The following is a 19,691-nucleotide window of genomic DNA, read 5'->3' as shown; positions in this document are numbered from 1 at the left end:
AACCAAAAAAACTATCAAATAACGGTATTAAAAACAAAATCTTGTTAGTTATTTTTAACAAACATGATATAACATTTACAATTAAACTAACCTATCTCAAGCGGTTCATTATGTTTTAGATTTCACATTTTAATATTATATTAATAATTATGATGTGGAATTTTTCATTTTTTTGTGTGATAAACGATAATTTATTGAATCAATTTAATTGTTGCTTGGCCGTTCATAAGTAGAGGTAGGAGGAAGTCTCTAAGTGATATTAGATATTCATTTTCCATAGTATTATTCTCCTTTAAAGTCAATAATTTATTGAATCTATTTAAAATATTTTTATCATAGGGAATGAATACTGGAATACTTTCTATATCATTCTTCGTTATGAATTTAACAATCGAGCCAGAGGATTTAGATTTAAACCTGTCTATACTATCTACACATGATAAATACAATATAGCGTAATAATCTTTTTGTGGTGTTAATACATATGTTCTTTGGTATGCATTAAACTTTCCTGAGTAGTGCTTAACATTAAAATCACCATTCCCTGCAATAATGATGGATGAACTATTAAATTTGTATTCATTGCAATTTAAATGTTCGTTTGAACATGTGAAGAACTTATATTTTCCGTTTTTGACTGCAAAATTTGCATCTTCTTTACCTGTTTGAACATTAACTAGATCTTTTGATAATAATTGTTTACCAATTATTTTATTATTTTTAACCTTAGTCATTAAATATTCATATTCTAATCTAATTTGCTTCTCTAAATTATCGTTTATCTTGTATATAAAATAAAATTAATTTCAATCATATGCTGAAGAAAATTGAAAGAACAGCACTTGAAAGAAGATTTATTTTACGACGGAGATATAATGAAAGAAAAAATTATAAAAAATATCATACAAAAAATGCAAAGCACATTAAATAATAACCAAATCAGAAAGCTTGAGAATATCTTAAATTTTGAGTTAATTGCATTATTTAATGATATGGAAGAAGAAATTAAAACGAATGAGGAATTAGTAAATTTATTCCTTGACTCAAAAAAATTAGAAGGTTGTTCAGAAAATACTATCAAATATTATGTTTCTACAATTAGTTTAATGCTTAATTCACTTAACAAATCAATTAATGAAATAGATACAAATGATCTAAGAAATTATTTGTCTAGTTATCAGCAAAAAAATAATTCTAGCAAAGTAACTATAGATAATATCAGAAGAATATTATCTAGTTTCTTTTCCTGATTAGAAGACGAAAATTTTATCATTAAAAGTCCAGTAAGAAGAATAAAGAAAGTGAAATCACCTGTTACTGTTAAAGAAACTTATTCAGATGAAGAGTTAGAAGTTATGCGAGATAATGTAGAAAATTATAGAGATCTTGCATTAATAGATATTTTAGTTTCATCAGGTATGAGAGTTGGTGAATTGGTGAAGCTAAATATTCAAGATATCAACTTTAACGAAAGAGAATGTTTGGTGTTAGGAAAAGGAAATAAGGAAAGAATTGTTTATTTTGATGCAAGAACTAAAATACACTTAAGAAATTACCTTGAATCTAGAAAAGATAACAACAAAGCACTATTTGTTTCACTTAAAGCACCATATGATAGAATTGGAATAAATGGTATAGAATCAAGGCTCAGAAAAATAGGAGAAAAGTTAAATATAAAAAAAGTTCATCCACATAAATTTAGACGAACTCTTGCAACTATTGCAATAGATAAAGGAATGCCTATAGAACAGGTTCAAAGACTGTTAGGACATGAAAAGGTAGATACCACACTAAAATATGCTATGGTAAAACAAAGCAATGTAAAAATAGCACATCAAAAATATATAGGATAAGAGGTGATATTGTGAAAAAATATAAGAAATTAACAGAAGTGGCAGAAATTATTACCGGGAAATTAGATTCAAATGCTGCTAATGATAAAGGAATATACCCATATTTCACTTGTGGTGCAGAACCACTAAGAATTGATGAATTTGCATATGATATGGACGCTATATTGCTTGCCGGGAATAATGCACAAGGAAAATTTCACTGTCAGAGGTATAAAGGTAAATTTAATGCTTACCAAAGGACATACATCATAACTGCTAAAATTGGATATGATATTGATTATATTTTCTATAATTTAAAGATAAACTTAAGTAATTTTAAGAGATTATCTCAAGGTTCGCAAACAAAATTTTTAACAATGAATATTTTAAATTCATTCTTGATAGAAGATTTACCATTTAATAAGCAAATAGAAAAAACAAAAATACTTTGTGCGTTGGACAAAAAAATAATGCTAAACAAACAGATAAACGATAATTTAGTTTACTAATCTATTTTTGCTTGACCGTTCATAAGTAGAGGTAAGAGGAAGTCTCGTAGTCCAACAAGTTTTTCTATCTCGCTTGTATTTTTAGAAATATTATTAAATAATGGCTCAATAATATTATTAAAATTAGATAATTCAATTTCTGTAGGTATATAAATATCCTTATTTTTTAGAAGGTCTTTTTGCAAATGTTTTAGACCTGTTCCCTGAAAATACTTTTTATTTAATTCTTCTTTTAAAGTTAATAATAGTAAATACATATAGTCAGTCATATTGTTATTTGTATAAATACACCACGTATCGGTTGAGTAAGCAGATTTTCCTGCATAAAATTTGACATCTGCATTACCGCCGGTATTAAGGAAGCAGTATCTACCATCTACAAAATATTCATTCCAAGTTAGTATTGAAGTTCCACTTGTAAAAAATGGATATTGACCAATACAATTTTTAGCATCGCCTACTTGAATTTTTGATTTATCGGACTCTAAAATAATGTCATTTAGTTTTCCATTAGGAGATTTCTTGAAAAAGTAGTGCATATATATATCTTGAGCCATATTCAATAAATTATCGTTTATCTTGTTATTTATAGAAATCTTATTGTCTATACTATCTAGTATTCTTGAAATTGAATTTTGTAATGATAAACATGGAAAGTCCACTTCAAAATTTACCAAATCAGCTTGGTAAAGGTGATTTATAGTGCTTCCCTCTGCCTTATTATTTTTTATAAAATCTTTAAATATATTGCTTTTTAAGAGTTGATATAGATATCTAGTGTCTATAGCTTCTGGACTAGTATTTCTCAACAAAAAAATTCCGGAAGCAATAGTTGTTTTAGTATCTAGTTCGTCTACATATCCAATTTTCCCTAATGTTCCATCCTTTGAAATCAAAATATCATTTTTTTGCAGCATTATTTCTGGAGATTCTTCGTATCTTTCTTTGCTAATATAACCTGCTTTGTTTCAATTAATTTTGTTTTCTTCTAAAGCTAAGGCATTAATAATTCTATATTCACCTGAATTAAGATATTCAGATTTTTTTAATCCTTTCCAACCAACCCTACCTTTTAAATATAAATTTTTTCCAATACTTATCTTACTCATACTTTACTTTTTCAAGTTGCTCCATTATTTCCTTTTGCAACTTTTCTCCTTCCGCAAAGTAATCCTGAAGTTCTTGCTTATACTCATTCATTTTTGCTTCAAATTCTTCGGGTGCCATATCTATATATTCAATTTTTATATCAAAGTATTGACCAGCAGAAAGAGAATAATTCTTTTCTTTTATTTCGTCATAACTAACAACAACCGAAAGCTCATCAACTGACTCTTTTTTATTAAAAGTATTAATAATTAAATCAATATTATCTTTGGTAAGTCTTCTTTTTTTATTTTTTCCATCTCGATAGTCTTCTCCTAATTTCGAAGCATCTATTAAAATGACCTCGTCATGGTTTTTTGACTTATCAAAAAATAAAACCGATACATTTGTTCCTGTATTTGCAAACACATTAGAAGGCATACTTACACAACCATAAACTATTTTTTCGTCAACGATCCTTTTAAGAATTTTGTTTTCAACACCTGATTTTGCAGTTATAAATCCTGTAGGGACAACAATAGCACCTTTTCCAATATCTTTTTTTAATGAATTAATGACGTGTTGAATAAATAGTGTGTATATAGGCATACTTTCTTTTTTCTTTGCCGGTACTGTTGGAACTCCATCTTTAAAACGATTAAGCATTGTCGCAATTTTTTCTCTTGTTTCAGAGAAATCCATTTTAAATGGAGGGTTAGAAACAACAAAATCAAAGGTTTTTAAATTATCTCCGCTCATATGGTAAGGGTTTGTCAAAGTATCACCCTGAATAATGTTTTTTAGTGATGATATGAGACCATTTAATATAAGATTAAGTTTCAACATTTTGTTACTTCTTTGTGATATATCTTGTGCAAAAATTGCACATTTTTTCTCTCCGATTTGGTGCGAAAGCGCCATTAAAAGTGTTCCCGTACCAGCAGAAGGATCATAAATTTCAACACTGTGATAATTTTTCTTATCTCCGACAAGCAATTTAGCCATTATTGATGCTATTGCATGTGGTGTATAGTATTCAGCATATTTTCCACCACCATTAGTGTTGTAGTCTTTAATCAAATATTCAAAGATATATGCAAAAAAATCATAATGTTGAGTAAATGCATCCTCAAATGAAAAATTAACTAGTTTGTCTATCAATGCCCTAGCAAAATTAGAACGTTCACCATCATCAGGGATATAAATTGTAAGTTTTTCAAAAATCGGAACTTTTGTATTTAATGATGTTTGAGTTGAAAAAATCCCACTATTTTTTTGAGCTATTTCTATCATAGTTTTATCAAATATTGTTGCAAAATCTTCTTTTTGCTTTTGATTTCATAAACTCGTTAATAAATGATGTGGTTCGAGACGAGCAAAATCAGGACTTAACTGATCAAGAAGATTTTGTCTTTCATCCTCGCTCATTTTTGAATACTCGTCTTCTCATTTAACTGAAGTTGCTAGATTTTTATTTAGTTTCTTTATTTCATAACTAAATTTGTCATTTACAAACTTGTATAAAAACACTTGTGTTATTATTTTGTATTCATTTCCATCATTCCCTAATCCAAATGCTTGACATGTTGATTTTAGTTCATCAATAATTTGGATAGTTTTCTGTTTTGCTTCTTGATTCAAAGTAAACTCCCTATTTATTTAATTGTTCTTTGTATTGTGATTTAATTTTGTCTCGTAATTTTATTTTGTCAGATGTAGAAGTTGATAAATTTAACTTTGCAATATTACTCATAATGAGGCTCTCGAAGTATTCATCATTATTTACAATATTTTTACTGTTATAAATTTCTTCATCAATTTCATTCTTTATTGTTTTTAATGCAATTCATATATCGATATCATTTTTTAAGTTTGATAAATAATCTTTTTGCTGTTTTTTGCATTCATTTTTTTCTTCATTGATTCAATTATGTATTTTTAGATATTTAATATCATCATTATATTTACTCTTAATATTACTATTTATGCGATTTATTTCTTTTATTTCAGCTGTTTTACTAGTTAATAATTTAATTAAGTTCATATACTCGTCAGGAGTTACAGGTTTAATTTTGAAGTTTTCTAGATGTTGTTCTACTATTTCAATCAATAATTTAAATTTTGGATTATCACGGTCAATATTTCTCTCTATTTCTTGATAAAATACGTTCATTTTCTCTCAAAGTTCATTATGAGAAATAATTTTTAGTTCATCATTTTGTCCTTTGTTCACATGCTTGAAATGAAAAGTAAGATGACGTAAAACATCATTCAATAGAGGTTTAATATTTTCTTTATTCACTTCTTTACTTTTGAGTTGAATTCTTGCGTTGACAATTTTAAGCAAATCTGCAAGTTGATTGCGTTCGATATCTAAATTCAACAACTTATTTTCATCTTTACCATAACTTCTATCGATATTATAATGTTCTATCCAGTTTTGTAGCGAATTGCGAAGTTTATATAATTTATTTCTATCATCAATATTTGAAATATCTTGACTAAATTTTTCACGATTCATTAAATCATATTCAAAAAGATTATTTTTTGATTTGTTGATATCAGCGAGAATCTTATCCTTATCTTCCATAATGCTACTATATATGCTGGTGTATTCATCATTTTCATTAATATTAAATTTATCTAACTCATTTAAATATGCTTGATTTGCCTCATCGAAATTCTGTCTTATATCTGCAAAATCAATTATGTAACCATATTGGTTATCTTTATATGGTCTATTAACACGTGTTAAAGCCTGAAGCAAACTGTGATCTTTTAGTTCGCGTGCTAAATACAAACGTTTAAGTCTTGGTGCATCAAAACCAGTTAATAACATTTGATAGACAATTAATACATCAATACTCATATCTTTTTTGAATTCATTAATTCAAATATTACGAGTGTTTTTATCTTCAAAATCATGAATTATTAATGCAGCTTTTAAACATTTTTTAGCATCTGGTCCTAATGAAAAATCGTGATCTTTTTGTATTTCTTCAAAAAATTCGTATACTTTTTTAGCTTGTTCTGCGCTTTTGCAAATTATCATCCCACCTAATGTATTATCCTTATGAAAATGTCTAAACTCTTGCAAATCCTTAATAACATATTTTGTAAATTCTTTAACATATGAGTCGTGTTCAAGAATATCTGATAGTTTTATTTCGCCAGAACCAATCACAATGTTTTCCAGAAATTTCTTATATATTTCATTTAAATTGTTTTTATAAGTTGTTTCAATATCTTCTCTTAGAATTTTTAGTGTATAGCCATCTTGTATTGACTTATCATAATAATATGTGTGTAAATATTTACCAAAAACTTTTCTTGAAGCAGTTTCTTCTTTTAATAATGGAGTACCAGTCAATGCAATTTTGACTGAATTAGGGTCAGAATTAAATAAATTACCAAGAAATGTGCCGTTTGGTTTATAACCTCTATGTGCTTCATCAACTATAAATATTCTTTGTAGTTGTGTGGAATAGGCTGGAAATTCAATTTTTGTATCATCTTCTTTAAAAAGTTGAATATTAATAACAGTAATTTCTAGTCTTCCGTTGTTACCATCAGAAGAATGATTCTCTTTAAAGTGTTTCATTAATTTGTCACGATTATTATATGTCCTTACGGCCAAGCCTCTTGCTTCAAATTCTTGTTTAGCTTGTTCAAGCAAATCAAGTCTATCAACTATGAAATAAAATTTAGCAACCGTATTTCTTTTAGCGTAATAATCAGTCAAATATTTAGTCAAAAAATATGATAATGCAGTTTTACCACTTCCTTGAGTATGTCATATTATTCCTGATTTAACACCCTCACTCAATCTTTTTTTTGCTGCAAGACACGCAAACATTTGTTGATATCGGATAATATGTTTTTGGTATATTCTTTTAATTTTTCCGTCTTCCTCGCGTGTTGAATCAATATACGCAATGCCATACTTAAGCAAAAATAATAATCTCTCTTTGCTACACATTGATGTGATAATTTGGTTTGTAGGGGATGTTTTACTTAGATTTACCTCGTACTCAGGTGTGCTATGTAAAATGTGACAATTTAAGTCATTGAAAATTTGCCTTTCAGCATCGACATTTATTTCTTTATATGGAAATTCATTGTAAAAATCACCTTCTTCTCTAAACACATTAAAGAATGCTTTGTCCTTTGAGGTTGTGCAATAAAAAGCACCTTCAATTCGTTTAATTCCACCATTTGAAGAATATTCCATATTGTTAGAAAAAATCATCAACTGAGTAATATTTAAAAATTTTCTAAATTTCTCATTCTTTAATCTTTCATCGTCCATTCGATCGCTTTCAGCAATGATTCCGTCAGTATTATTAGGTATCTTAACCTCTATAAAAACTAGAGGGAGACCATTAATAAACAATGTTATGTCAGGTCTAAACTTATCATTCTCGTTTAAATATGTAAATTCAGCAGTAAAATGAAATACATTATTATCTGGATTTTCAAAATCAATCAATCTTTTGTTTGCTGATACAAGTTTTTTATAAAATGAGCGACCTAGATCATCGTTACCTAAGACCTGTTTTATATCACCTAGAACACTTTTAATATCACCTTTATGATCAGGGTTTAATTTTTGAAATTGTTCTTCAAAAACTTGAATTAATATGTTTGTTTCAGGATCATATTTTATGTCTTTATCTGTTGATTCTAGTTTTCCATAGTACTCATAACCTAACCGTGTTAAATGCACCATTGCTGGAACCTGGACTCGAGTTTTTTCATTAAAATCACCTTTTGACATCGTATACCACCTTAATTATTTTAATTATATAATTAGATATCAGTTAAAGTTTGATTTTGTTATTAAAATGAGCTTATTGTGTCTCAAAACAACGCAAATATAATTGAAAAGTTAAGTAATTCGCTTAAACCTATATTTGTTTAATAAAACATCTCTATAAAATACACCATCATGATACAAAAAAACAAGATGTATAACATACTTGTTTTAAATGTTTTTAACCTCTAGATTTTCTAAAGAAGCTCTAATCACTGAACTTTTCAATTCAGAAAATAAGTCTTTGTCACCTATTACAAAAAATACATTTTTTGCTCTTGTTGCAGCAACATTCATAATATTTGGATGCATACTTCCCATAGCTCATCTAGCAGCACCAATGCATGAGTTATCGCAACCTAAAACCAAAAACACAATTTTTGCTTCTTTTCCTTGAAAAGTATGGACGGTTCCTACTTTTATTTCTTTAAACTTTTCTTTTAGTTGTCTAGATATTTTGTCTGCTACTGCTTTAAAAGGTGAGATAACAAAGATATCTTGCATATTGATATTAGATTTCTTCAAATTTTCAAGTCCAGATAGTAGGACTTGATATTGCTTTTCAACATAGTGTCTACCTTGGACGCTTCCTTTAACATTGATTCAAAATCCTTGACCTTGTGAATCTTTATCAGGAATACCTTGCACCATATTATTGTCATATGATATTTCGTTAGAAATATCAAACATTGGACTTTTGCATCTTCGATGAACTCAAAGGGGAATACCTATTCAACGTTCATCGTGTTTTTTGTAACCATATGCGCCATTTTTATCAATGAGTTCTTGCACAGATGTGTTAAAGTCTTCTGGTAAATTATATTGTGCATTAATTCAATTTAGGACATTTTTATCAATTGTTGAAACTGGTTCAATTTGGAAAGGATCTCCTACTACACTTACATATTTGCTTCTAAAAATTGCACCTACGGCTGCTTGAGGAACTGCTTGACCAGCCTCATCAACAAAAAGATGGCCCATTGAGTTTTCATTAAGGTTCTCACACATTCTGCCAACACTTGCAAAAGTTGAACTAATCACGGGAATCACCATATTTATTCAATGTCATGCATAACGAATTAATTCTGGTTTTCTTTTAACTTGTTGTTTTCGTTGATTGTTTCAAATATCCATTGCAAATCTTAAATTCTGAATATTAAAGCTTAAAAAGTGCTTTCTTACTTTTAAAGACAAAATAAATAATTCAGTCTGCATTTTTCTATATTCTTCATTAAATCATGGATTGGTCTTCTGAAAATCAGAATTTTGAGCAGTATAATCAAATTTTTTGATGTTTTTAGTTGCTAGATCACTTTCAATTTCATCTATGAATTGTATAACTTCCTGAACTTCATTGATATATTTGTTCAATTTGTTTTTCTCAGTTTTTTGGGTGTTTAATTGACTGCTTAAAGCAATTTTTTTATTGAGGACTACCTCAATTTCCGCTATGTATTTTTTATATTTTTTGGTTCTAAATAATCTGCATATTCAACTAGGTCTTTTTAGTTTTTTTGCATCGATTTCAAGGTCAATAGTTTTAATTTGGTCATTGAGTTCTTGAATATTGTTTTCAACTTCATTGTGTTGTTTTTGTAGGTATTCCAATACAAAAGTTATATTTATGTCTTTTTTATCAATTTGTTGATTTTGTGCTTTAAAATCATCAATTATTTTTTTAGCCTCTTGGTCTAAAGCGTTTAATTTCTCTGCATATTCTTGCATTTTAATTTTTTGTGCTTCGACTCTGTTATAAAGATCTAAAAATTCACGATACACATGTTCATGATTACGTTGATCATAACCCGCTAATTCTTTAATTGCACATTTAATCGAATTAATTATTTTGTCAACGTTTGATTTCTTACCACCTTCAAGAGAAAAAAGGCCTCATTTTTGTTTATCATCAACATTAGTTTCTTCATTATCTGTATTTTGTTTTGATGAAGAAATGCTATTTGCTGTATCTATAAAATAATTTGCAGCTAGTAAATGATCTTTAAAATTTTCATCAATTTTATCAAGCAAAGGTAGTTCATTAACTATATTTTGCACAGCAGCATTATTTGAACTAACAACAAAAATACCATTATCAGCAATGGCTTGCGGCAATATTCCAATATTATATTCGCCCTCTTTTTTATCTTTTTCTTCCTCGTATTTTATTTCAGATAATTTTTTGCTAGCTATCAAATATGATTGTTTGCAAACTAATTCAGCAAAAACATCTTTTAAAAGTGTTGTTTTTCCAGTTCCGGGAGGTCCATTTACACTCTTCATACGCACATTTTCATAATTTTCATCAACAATTAAATTAAGTGCTACTTGTTGCATTAACGAAAGAGAGTGTTTTGTGTTGCTTGGATATCTTGCACTAGTGTATTTCGAAGGAGACAAAATATCTTCAAAATAATTTTTATTGTAAGGTGATTTATTATCTAAATTAATGCGTCTTGCTTTGATTTTATCATCTAGTGGTGCAAGATAAGTTTTTAGTAGATTTTCTGCTGATAAAGTTTTTGCTTTCATTAAATCATTAATAAAGAATGAGTGCATATTTTTAAATTCTTCTTCAAGACTATACTCACTAAATTTATATCGTGCTTGCTCAATGTTTTCTACATAACTACTTTGCAAAGTTTCAAAAGCTTTATCGAAAAATTCTTTTTCATCTATGTCGTCTGAATTCGTAAAAAGTCGTTTGATTTCAACTTTGAAATCATTTTCGAATTTTGTAAAATCTTCAAATTTTGAAAAAAAATCAAAATTTTCTAGGTTTTTAAAAATATAGCCACTTCAAGTAAAAAATATTAAGTCTTCTTTAAGTGACAAGTTCTCATCAAAACAAAGAGCAAAAGTGAATTTTTTATCAGCTTTAATTGAATCTAATTCATTTTCGTTTAAGCCATATTTTTTGCACAATGCTTCAATAAAATCTCTTGATTCAAAAATGTCAAAAAGTAAAATGACACCTTTGCGTCCTAGCATATTTGAATAAAAAAAATCATAGTAGCTTTGGTGAGCTGGTTTTTGCGCAAGTTTATCATAACTTTTCTCGTCATAACTGCCTTCAGTAATGTACTCAATCATTATTCATTGATCAAGAATTTTGTTTTTAATTTGTTCCATTTTTAAGTCCTATATTTAATTACTAAAAGTAATTTTATAAATAATTGCATGAAAGCATGCAAAATGATTGTTTTTTGAATGTCGCAAAATTAAAACTATTCATTTTTGCTGTTGAATTTTCATATTTAGGTAGGAGTGAAATGAGGTTTAATTTATAAAAGCATACAAAAATTAGCATCTTGATTGATGCTAATTTCGATAATAATTTAAGATTATTATTTAAATTTGTGTGTAACACCAACTTGACCTAATGTGTCGTTGTGTACTTTGCAAAAACCTTCAGAAGCTTTGTTGAATCTTTCTCATTCTTCTGGAGTTAGAGACATTTTTTCTTTTAGGTACTCATAACCATTTTCACCAACGATTACAGGAATTGTGAAGTAAATTCCAGGGTGTTTGAAGTCGTTAGGAAGTTTTACACCAACTGTCATGATTTTACGTTTGTTGTTAAGAATTGCTGCAGTGATTTCGTATAGTGAAGTACCAATACCAAATTGTGTATTTCCTTTACGTGAGAAAATTTCGAAAGCAACTTTTTTAGAATCAACGTATAGTTGTTCTTTTAATTCTTCTGTGAATTGTGGAAGGTCTTTAATAAATGTTTCACCTACTTTAGCGCTTGATCATACAGGAACTGCAGAAGCACCGTGTTCTGCAATCATTGAAAGAGTTACTGAATCTGATTCTACATTGAAGTAGTGTGATACAAGTTTTTTAAGTCTTGCTGAGTCAAGAATTGTACCTGCTGAAATAACTTTTTCTGCTGGAAGACCTGATGCATAGTGGAATACAGCAGCCATAACATCACAAGGGTTAGCAGCAACAATAACTGTACCTTTGAAACCAACTTTTTTCAATGTGTCACCAAAATTTTTCATTAATTTTGCGTTTGCACCAGCTAAAGCAAGACGGTCACTAAATGATTTGTCTGCTGGAATTGAGGCACAAACTACAACAATGTCAGCATCTGCACCATCTGATTCTAGAGTACCTACTCTAAATTTAGAACCATTTCTTGGTAAGATTGAAACCATATCTGAAAAGTCAATTGCATGTGCTAAAGCAATGTCTTCGTTTTTATCAACAAATACTCATTCAGCTTCAATACCTCTTGCAACCGAAATATTTACGTATGTAAATCCAACGTTACCTAATCCAACTACGATAATTTTTTTCATAATATCCTCCCTTAATTTTTATAGATATTTAATTTTATGCTTTGATTATAATGTCATTTTAATCATAACACTAATAAAAAAAATAAAAATGGTATTTTTTCCATAATTTAATAGATAATGTGGAAAAATATTGAAAATAATATGTGCAAAATTGTAAAACTGAAAAAGAAAAGCACTCGCAAGGAGTGCTTAAAAGGATAATTTTATTTTCTAAAGTCGATTACAGCACGACCAAGGAATTCACCTTTTTCAAGTTTTTCAAAAATGTCAGCAACTTCGTCAAGTTTAACAATTTTAGTTACTTCTGATTTAACTAGTCCTCTAGCAGCATAGTCTAATGCTTCGCTTAAGTCTTTACGTGTACCAACAATTGAACCTGCTAATTCACGTTCAAGAAGAACTGTTCAGAATACTGATACAGGGAAGTCATCTTTACCTAATTTGTCTTTAGCTGGAAGACCTACTAGTACTTGACGTCCACCACGACGAAGCATTGACATACCTTGTACTGCAGCTTGAGTTGCAACTGATGTGTTAACTACACCATGAGCTCCACCATTTGTTGCTTTAATAACTGCTTCAACTGCGTCAACTTTTTTAGAGTTAAATGCAAATTCAGCACCTGATTTAAGAGCTAATTCAACTTTTTCATCAGATAAGTCAATACCAATTGGACGGTATCCCATTGCCTTAGCATATTGGATTGCCATTTGTCCAAGACCACCAACACCAATAACAGCAACAAAGTCGCCAGGTTTTAGTTTTGCTTGTTTAACAGCTTTATATGTTGTAACACCAGCACAAACAACTGGAGCACCAGTAACGATGTCTAAATCTTTAGGAACAATTCCAACAAAGTCTTCATGTCCAATTGCATATTCTGCATATGAACCATCTTTGGTGTAAGCAGACATATTTTGGTTTGGACAAAGTGTTTCTTTACCTGTTAAACAGAATTCACAGTGACCACAAGCATCGTGAAGTCATGCAAGACATACTCTGTCTCCTACTTTAAGGTGAGTACATCCTGGACCTAATTTTTCAACAATACCAATACCTTCGTGACCTGGAATTAATGGATATTTAGGTTCAACCAATCAGTCAAAGTTTGCTGCATGCAAGTCGGTGTGGCAAATACCGCTGGTTTCCATTTTAATTAGAACTTCTTTTTCTTTTGGTTCTGGAATGTCAACCATTTCAACGCTTCATTTACGTGGTTCTCTAACCACAAAAGCTTTCATTTTAGCCATATTTTTATCCTTCTTTCTTATCTTATATTTAGAATATACATACATAAAATTATGTATCAACTAAATTTTATAACTTTTAAAGCAAAAGTTTAAAAAAGGTTAAAAATTCCTTAATAATAACTTAAATAATTAAATATAAAAAGGTGTTTTACACCTTTTCTGTTTTGTTTTCTTCATTAAATTTGTTAGCAAGTCTAAGTAGTTCAAAAATAACAGACAATTTCATTGGCTTTGTGTCAACAATTTTCTTAAACAATGCTTTTTGAGTTTCTGTTAGATTTGGTCAGTGATTTTTGTCCAATAGCTGAGTAAAATCTGAAAGATGTTTAGAGAAATCAATGAAACCGACTTCATTCATTAATAAGTCATCAATAAATTCTGGTTGTCATAAACCACTAAGTTTTTCTTTGTATTGCTGTTTTTTTTCAAATGATAAACCGGTTGAATTTATTATATTTAGCGCCTCATTTTGAATACCTAATTCAAGATAAGGTTTAATAATGTAATTTAAAAAATTCAAATATGATACGTCATCCTTACTTGATTCAATCGTTGATGAAAAAGCTTTTTTTGTTTCTTCATCTAGATGAGATAAGAAATCATTAAGTTCACTAGTTACTTTGTCTTTTTGATTTAATACAGGCAATTGAAGAAGTTTTTGATATATATCCTGTAATTTTTCTTGAAAATGGTCGTCATTAATTTCTAGATGTCATAGTTTTTCTGAAAATTCATTGTATTCGTTAGACGAAACATTGAGGAATGTTAGTTTTTCTAATACAGAAGTTAATAAGGTTGCATTATAGATTTCCTTTATATTTTTTGCCTTTTTCACAAATCCATATAATTCATTGAAAAATTGAATAGTTCTTCAGTCTTCGAGTCTCGAAGTGTAAAAAAACCTTAAGGCATTTGCATAACTCTTTTCCGCAGTTTCCTTTAATCTTAATAATGTATCTTCTGTAGCTGATCTCTTATTTATTTTTTTAAACTCTTCAGATAAACCTTTATATGTTTCAACGGATTTATCGTGAGGAAATAATACATGATCACTTAAGGCCTTATCAATTGACTCTTTTGTTTTTGTTTTTAACTCTTTTAAGTATTCATCAATTTCAATTCTAATTTTGTCTAAAAGATTGATATTTTTTAGAGTTATCTCTTTCGCTTCATCAAATTGGGCTTTATATGTATTTTTATTTGGGTTATTATCTGATAATCGATCAATAGCATCAGAAGCTAATTTGTGAGTTGTATCATAACTTGATTTATTAATATCTATAACTTTTTGTTTTGCATTTAAAATTTGCATTTCAGTTTCAGCACCATCAACAAGAGCTATAAATGTTCTTTGATTGCTTTCATCAATATTTTCCATTATAAATTTTCTTGCTTCAGTTTTAAGATTTTCTAGATATTTCTCAATTTCTAATGTTACTTTTTCAGCTTCTTGAGCAGTTAAGTCAACTTTTTCTAGAATAGTTTTGTATCTATTTTTAAGCTCGCCGTCATTTAATTTATTAAGACTTTCTTGAGCAATAGGCAGTTTTTTATCGAGTTCAGCTTGATTTTCTATTGCTTTTTCTATTTTCATTTCAATATCAGCAATTGTATCTGGAGTTGCGTGATCAAGCAACTCATTTATTTGTTGTTTTCTAGTATCATGCAATTTAGATTTAGAAACTTTTTCTTTTAATTCTTTTACTTTGTCCAATACTTTTAAATGTTCTTTATGTTCATCAAGTTTAACTTTAATTTCATTAAGTGTTTTAATATTTTTGGCTGCAGTTGATTGATTTTTAAGTTCAGTTTTTTGTTGATCGCCATTATCCAATTTTTCTATCTCAGCATCAAGATTTTTCTTAACAGAGTTAAAAAGTTCATTTGCTTTAGCTTCCAATCCCTTTAAATCTTTTTCATTGAGTTCTTTGTCAGTTAATTGTTTGCTTCATTGAGTGTACTCTTCTGAGCCTTCTGCAACTGCAATTTTTGTTTTTGCTTCAGTAACCAGCTTATTGTATTCGTCTTCTAATGTTTGAGTAACCTCATCAAGTGTTTTTTTAGAAGATTTAGGATCTCTAATTTTGTCTTTGTTATTTTTTTTAACATCATTATCATCTGAAAATTTGTCAAGAAGAGTGATAGCCTTTTGTCTTGCTTCATTGGTTTGATCGATTAATAAAAGAACTGCTGTTCTAGTTTTTTTAAGATCTTCAATGTTTTTTGCATCACTTAATTGTTTTTTAAAGTTTACTTTTTGAGTTTCTTGATCACTTAATTTATCAAGTTCTTTTGAAAGCGATATTTTTTCTTTATCAAAAAGAGACATTGCTTTTGTTTGAATTTCTTTTAATCTTGATTCAGTAGGAGTTTTGTCGTCTAATTCTTTTAATCATTGAGCATACTCATCTGAGCCTTCAGCAACTTTAATTTTTTCTTTTGCATCAACAATCAACTTATCGTACTCATTTTGCAATAGTTGAGCAACTTCATTTAACGTTTCTTTTGTTGATTTAAGGTCTTCGACTTTATCTTTATTAGCCACTTTTACTTTGTTGTCATCAGAAAGTTTATCAAGGAGTTTTTTAGCATTTTCTCTTGCTTGGTTGGTTTGATCAATTTCACTTTGAATAGTTTTTTCAAGTTCTTCTAGTGCTTTTTCATCATTGAGTTGTTTAGTTTGCATTAAATATTGTGCTTTTAGTTCATCGTTATGAATATTTTCATTGATTAATTTTTCAATACGAGCTTGAAGAGTTGCAATTATTCCACCTTGTTCATTGACTTGGTCATCGATTTTTTTATTCAATTGTTCATAACTAGAATCATTTTCAAGTTTTTCAATATCATTAATAATTTCGTTTTTCTTGTTCTCATCAAGCACATTTTTTGCTTTATCGCTTAGTTGCGATTTAAGTTGACCAACTAATTCTGATTTTAAGTCTTCAAGTTGTTTAATTGTCTTAGCACTTTCTTTTTTAGTTTTAAACTGATCTTTTTTATCTTCTGAAACTAAATTTAAGAACTTATCATCAACGCTAACTAATGCATCAAAATTACCTTTTAGTTGTTTACTAAAAGTTTTTAATTGTTCAAGTGATTTGAGATCTTTAAGTTCGTTAAGTTTTGCGTCCCTGTCTTTATGACCTTCATAAAGTTTTTCAACTTCTCTTTTAAGTTCATCTTTTTCTTTTTTAAATTGTTTTAATAATGCATTCTTTTTATTTGAATTATTTACAGCAACACTCACACCTGCAATTGTTCCAATTGCCGCTGCTCCACCTACTGCACCAATCACTGAAAAAAGAACTTTCTTATTAACTTTACTGAAATCCATAATATTATTAACTCCTATGTTGTTTCTTTTATAAATATTTATATATCATAATTAAATGTATTTTTTAATAAAAAAATTCAAAAAAAATTTACCAATATACACGTTTTTGAGTACTTTTGGTAAATTTTTACTAATTAATTATTTTTGCTATGCTTAAAAAAATAAGTAAATTTCTAAAAATTTAGATTTTTTTTACAAACTTGCTATGAACTTTTGCAGATAATTTTTTAAGACGTGCTAGTCTAAAAACGTCATAGTATTTTCGAATTGTATACATATACTCATCGATAGTGTTTTCAACAACTTCATCTCAACTATAAGGTAATGATCGTGCATATTGACCTACAACTTTAAGTCATTTTTTGTTAGCAAAAATTTCTTCAATCTTATTGCAAAATGATTGAGAATCTTCTTCACATATAAAACCGTTGCGATCATCAATAATGTTTTCAGAAGACGAAGAATTCTTAACTACTAGACTTGCTAAACCTTGCGAAGCAGCTTCATGGACAACCAAGCTAAATGTGTCAAAAATTGATGGAAAAACTAATAAATCATGTGATAAATATAGACCTTGAAGCAATTGTTGATTATTTATTACACCGGTAAATTTTATTTTGTCATAAATTCCTATTTTTGTTGCATAAGTCTTAATTTCTTGCTCGTTATTAAGTCCACCAACCATTGTTAAAGTATATTTATCGCTTCTCTGCAACAATTTTTTATAGCAATCAAGCAATAACTTAATATTTTTTTCTCACACAAATTTTCCAACATAAAGTAAATTGTTTTTATTTGGGTCTATGTTATATAAATCAACAGCAATTTGGCGAATTTTGTCAGGATTTTCAGGATAACTTAACTTAGTACCAGTGTTTAGAATAATATTGCGAGCCGATAAATTATCTAGTCCACTGTGTTTAAGATCAGTTCGTGATAAGTGAATAATTGTATCTGCATTCTTAACTAATTTATTGATAAACATTCCGCTTAATTGACCAACAAAATCGTTTGTTGTTTGTTTTACTAATTGCTTGAAATTAGTATTTAGTGTTAAAACTAATGGAATATTGTATCTTTTTTTAAGTTGTATGCCAATTAGACCAGCAAAAAATGGTGAGTGTATATGAATAATATCAGGATTAAATTTATCAATTACTTCTAGATCTTTAGAACCTAAAGGAGTTTTAAAAACTTGATATGAACCAATTTTTATAATTGAACATTTAACACGCAAGGGTTTATAAGTTAATCTTTCATCATTTTGCAAGTCATAATCTTTATAAGCGGGTGCAATTATTAAAAATTCAACATTTTTATTTTGAAATTGTTCAATATAGTTCTCCATCACACGCACAACTCCATCAACAACAGGAATAAATGTGTCACCTATCATTACTACACGCAGTGGTCTTGATTTAAGACCTATTAAGTCTGCTTTATCTCTTCATAATTCTTTTTCCATAAATACCCCTTATTGCTATCTTTTTTTGGATGTGAAAATATCAAGGTCATAAAGACCTAAATGTTTTGAAACAAATGTTCTTTTTGGAATTCTTCAATTTGGTCCATAAGAATTTAGTAAATATTCTTCTCAATTACTTAAAATTTTAAACTCTTTTTGCTCAAAAACATGAGTAGTCAATGCATCAAAATTTATTTGTTTATACACATTTTTGAGTACTTCTCGTAATTTTTGCGGCGCAAAAAGTACAATGAATAAGTCTCCGTTTTCATCATAAAGATTTTGATATATTTCTTCATAATAAATCTTTTTATAAGGTTTAACTCACCAAAGCAATGCACGTAAAAGTTTTACACCTCATTGAAAATCAAATAGTTTTCTGTGTGTGAAGTTTTTAAGAAATCTTGTACGATTTTTAAGTGAACTAAGTCACTTTAGATTTTTCATATTTGTTTTTATGACAACAAAAACATCAACAAAACATGCATCAGGATCGTCTTCATCATCGTGTGTAAATTTGCCAAAAGGAAAAAAGTTTCTAGAATTATTAGAGGTTTTAAAGTAATTAGAATAATTTTTTTCTAAAAATTGATAGGCTTCAGGTTCAACAATAATGTCTACATCATCATCTCAAGGAATAAAACCATTGTGTCTAACTGCACCTAATAACGATCCATAGAAAAGGGAATATTTAAAATTATTTTTGTCCAAAATATCAGTAAGTTCAACTAATAATTCATAAGTTTTTTGTTGCTTAATATTCATAACACTCCCCTAATATGCAATCTAAATCGAAAAAAATTTTATCACTTAATTAATTGCAAAGACATATAACTATTTCTTAAATGAAGCATCAATGGAAAAAGTAAAACTGTCATAATAACGCAAATTATTGGCTCCTGAGTTTCGGAGTTACAAGCAAAATCAAAATATTTTTAATTCCTTATGTACGTAGTACATAGGGAAATTTTTAAACAAAAAAATTACATAACATTACATAACATAATTTTATTTTTGTGATATAATTAAACTATGAAAAATCTAATAGTTATGATGATGGGAAACGGGAAAGCAAGATATTGCAGAGTTGTT

12 protein-coding genes are annotated in these 19,691 nt (G+C 28.5%); 2 read left to right on the top strand and 10 right to left on the bottom strand.

All coding sequences use genetic code 4. From position 1 onward, the window contains the following. Window positions 1-191: 191 nt before the first annotated feature. Window positions 192-734, bottom strand: a complete 543-nt coding sequence (locus E1I18_RS03085; protein ID WP_141484137.1) for a restriction endonuclease subunit S — start codon at window positions 732-734, stop codon at window positions 192-194. A gap of 141 nt (window positions 735-875) precedes the next feature. Here E1I18_RS03085 and xerA point away from each other — a divergent pair, with 141 nt between their 5' ends. Together xerA and E1I18_RS03075 are read left to right on the top strand one after the other, a co-directional pair. Further along, complete coding sequence (xerA, locus tag E1I18_RS03080) at window positions 876-1,853, top strand: site-specific tyrosine recombinase/integron integrase (protein WP_141484136.1); 978 nt, start codon at window positions 876-878, stop codon at window positions 1,851-1,853. An 11-nt stretch (window positions 1,854-1,864) separates the two neighbouring features. Then, window positions 1,865-2,341 (top strand): restriction endonuclease subunit S, encoded by a 477-nt coding sequence (locus E1I18_RS03075; protein ID WP_170218535.1) that lies wholly within the window; start codon window positions 1,865-1,867, stop codon window positions 2,339-2,341. Here E1I18_RS03075 and E1I18_RS03070 read toward each other — a convergent pair. The 9 genes from E1I18_RS03070 to mf1 all read right to left on the bottom strand — a co-directional run bounded on the left by E1I18_RS03070 (window position 2,338) and on the right by mf1 (window position 19,364). Next, window positions 2,338-3,450 (bottom strand): restriction endonuclease subunit S, encoded by a 1,113-nt coding sequence (locus E1I18_RS03070; protein WP_141484134.1) that lies wholly within the window; start codon window positions 3,448-3,450, stop codon window positions 2,338-2,340. The two genes, E1I18_RS03075 and E1I18_RS03070, sit on opposite strands and share 4 nt — an antisense overlap. Continuing rightward, complete coding sequence (locus E1I18_RS03065) at window positions 3,443-5,068, bottom strand: HsdM family class I SAM-dependent methyltransferase (RefSeq protein ID WP_141484133.1); 1,626 nt, start codon at window positions 5,066-5,068, stop codon at window positions 3,443-3,445. Before E1I18_RS03065 ends, E1I18_RS03070 begins: the two co-directional genes overlap by 8 nt. Window positions 5,069-5,078: 10 nt before the next feature. Beyond that, window positions 5,079-8,204 carry a type I restriction endonuclease gene (locus E1I18_RS03060; RefSeq protein ID WP_141484132.1) on the bottom strand — a complete coding sequence of 1,042 codons (3,126 nt, stop codon included), beginning with the start codon at window positions 8,202-8,204 and terminating at the stop codon, window positions 5,079-5,081. 207 nt (window positions 8,205-8,411) lie between these two features. Continuing rightward, entirely contained in the window at window positions 8,412-11,369 is a 2,958-nt protein-coding gene (locus tag E1I18_RS03810) for a DEAD/DEAH box helicase (protein ID WP_141484131.1), read from the bottom strand. A 215-nt stretch (window positions 11,370-11,584) separates the two neighbouring features. Further along, window positions 11,585-12,547, bottom strand: coding sequence for a lactate/malate family dehydrogenase (locus E1I18_RS03050; protein WP_141484130.1), 963 nt, complete (start codon window positions 12,545-12,547; stop codon window positions 11,585-11,587). A 203-nt stretch (window positions 12,548-12,750) separates the two neighbouring features. Then, the gene (locus tag E1I18_RS03045) at window positions 12,751-13,788 is read right to left on the bottom strand and encodes a zinc-dependent alcohol dehydrogenase (protein ID WP_141484138.1); all 1,038 of its coding nucleotides are present in this window, start codon (window positions 13,786-13,788) and stop codon (window positions 12,751-12,753) included. Between the two features lie 157 nt (window positions 13,789-13,945). Next, window positions 13,946-17,134 (bottom strand): hypothetical protein, encoded by a 3,189-nt coding sequence (locus E1I18_RS03040; protein WP_141484129.1) that lies wholly within the window; start codon window positions 17,132-17,134, stop codon window positions 13,946-13,948. A gap of 181 nt (window positions 17,135-17,315) precedes the next feature. Continuing rightward, on the bottom strand, window positions 17,316-18,599 hold the full coding sequence (locus E1I18_RS03035) for a glycosyltransferase (protein ID WP_141484128.1): 1,284 nt from the start codon (window positions 18,597-18,599) through the stop codon (window positions 17,316-17,318). Window positions 18,600-18,614: 15 nt separating this feature from the next. Next, window positions 18,615-19,364, bottom strand: coding sequence for a diacylglycerol cholinephosphotransferase Mf1 (gene mf1 / locus E1I18_RS03030; protein ID WP_141484127.1), 750 nt, complete (start codon window positions 19,362-19,364; stop codon window positions 18,615-18,617). Window positions 19,365-19,691: the final 327 nt, after the last annotated feature.

Source organism: Mycoplasmopsis mucosicanis (assembly GCF_006546935.1).
Lineage (GTDB): Bacteria > Bacillota_I > Bacilli_A > Mycoplasmatales > Metamycoplasmataceae > Mycoplasmopsis > Mycoplasmopsis mucosicanis.
The sequence above is the reverse complement of the archived record's forward strand: the minus strand, read 5'-3'. Positions and strand labels throughout refer to the sequence as shown.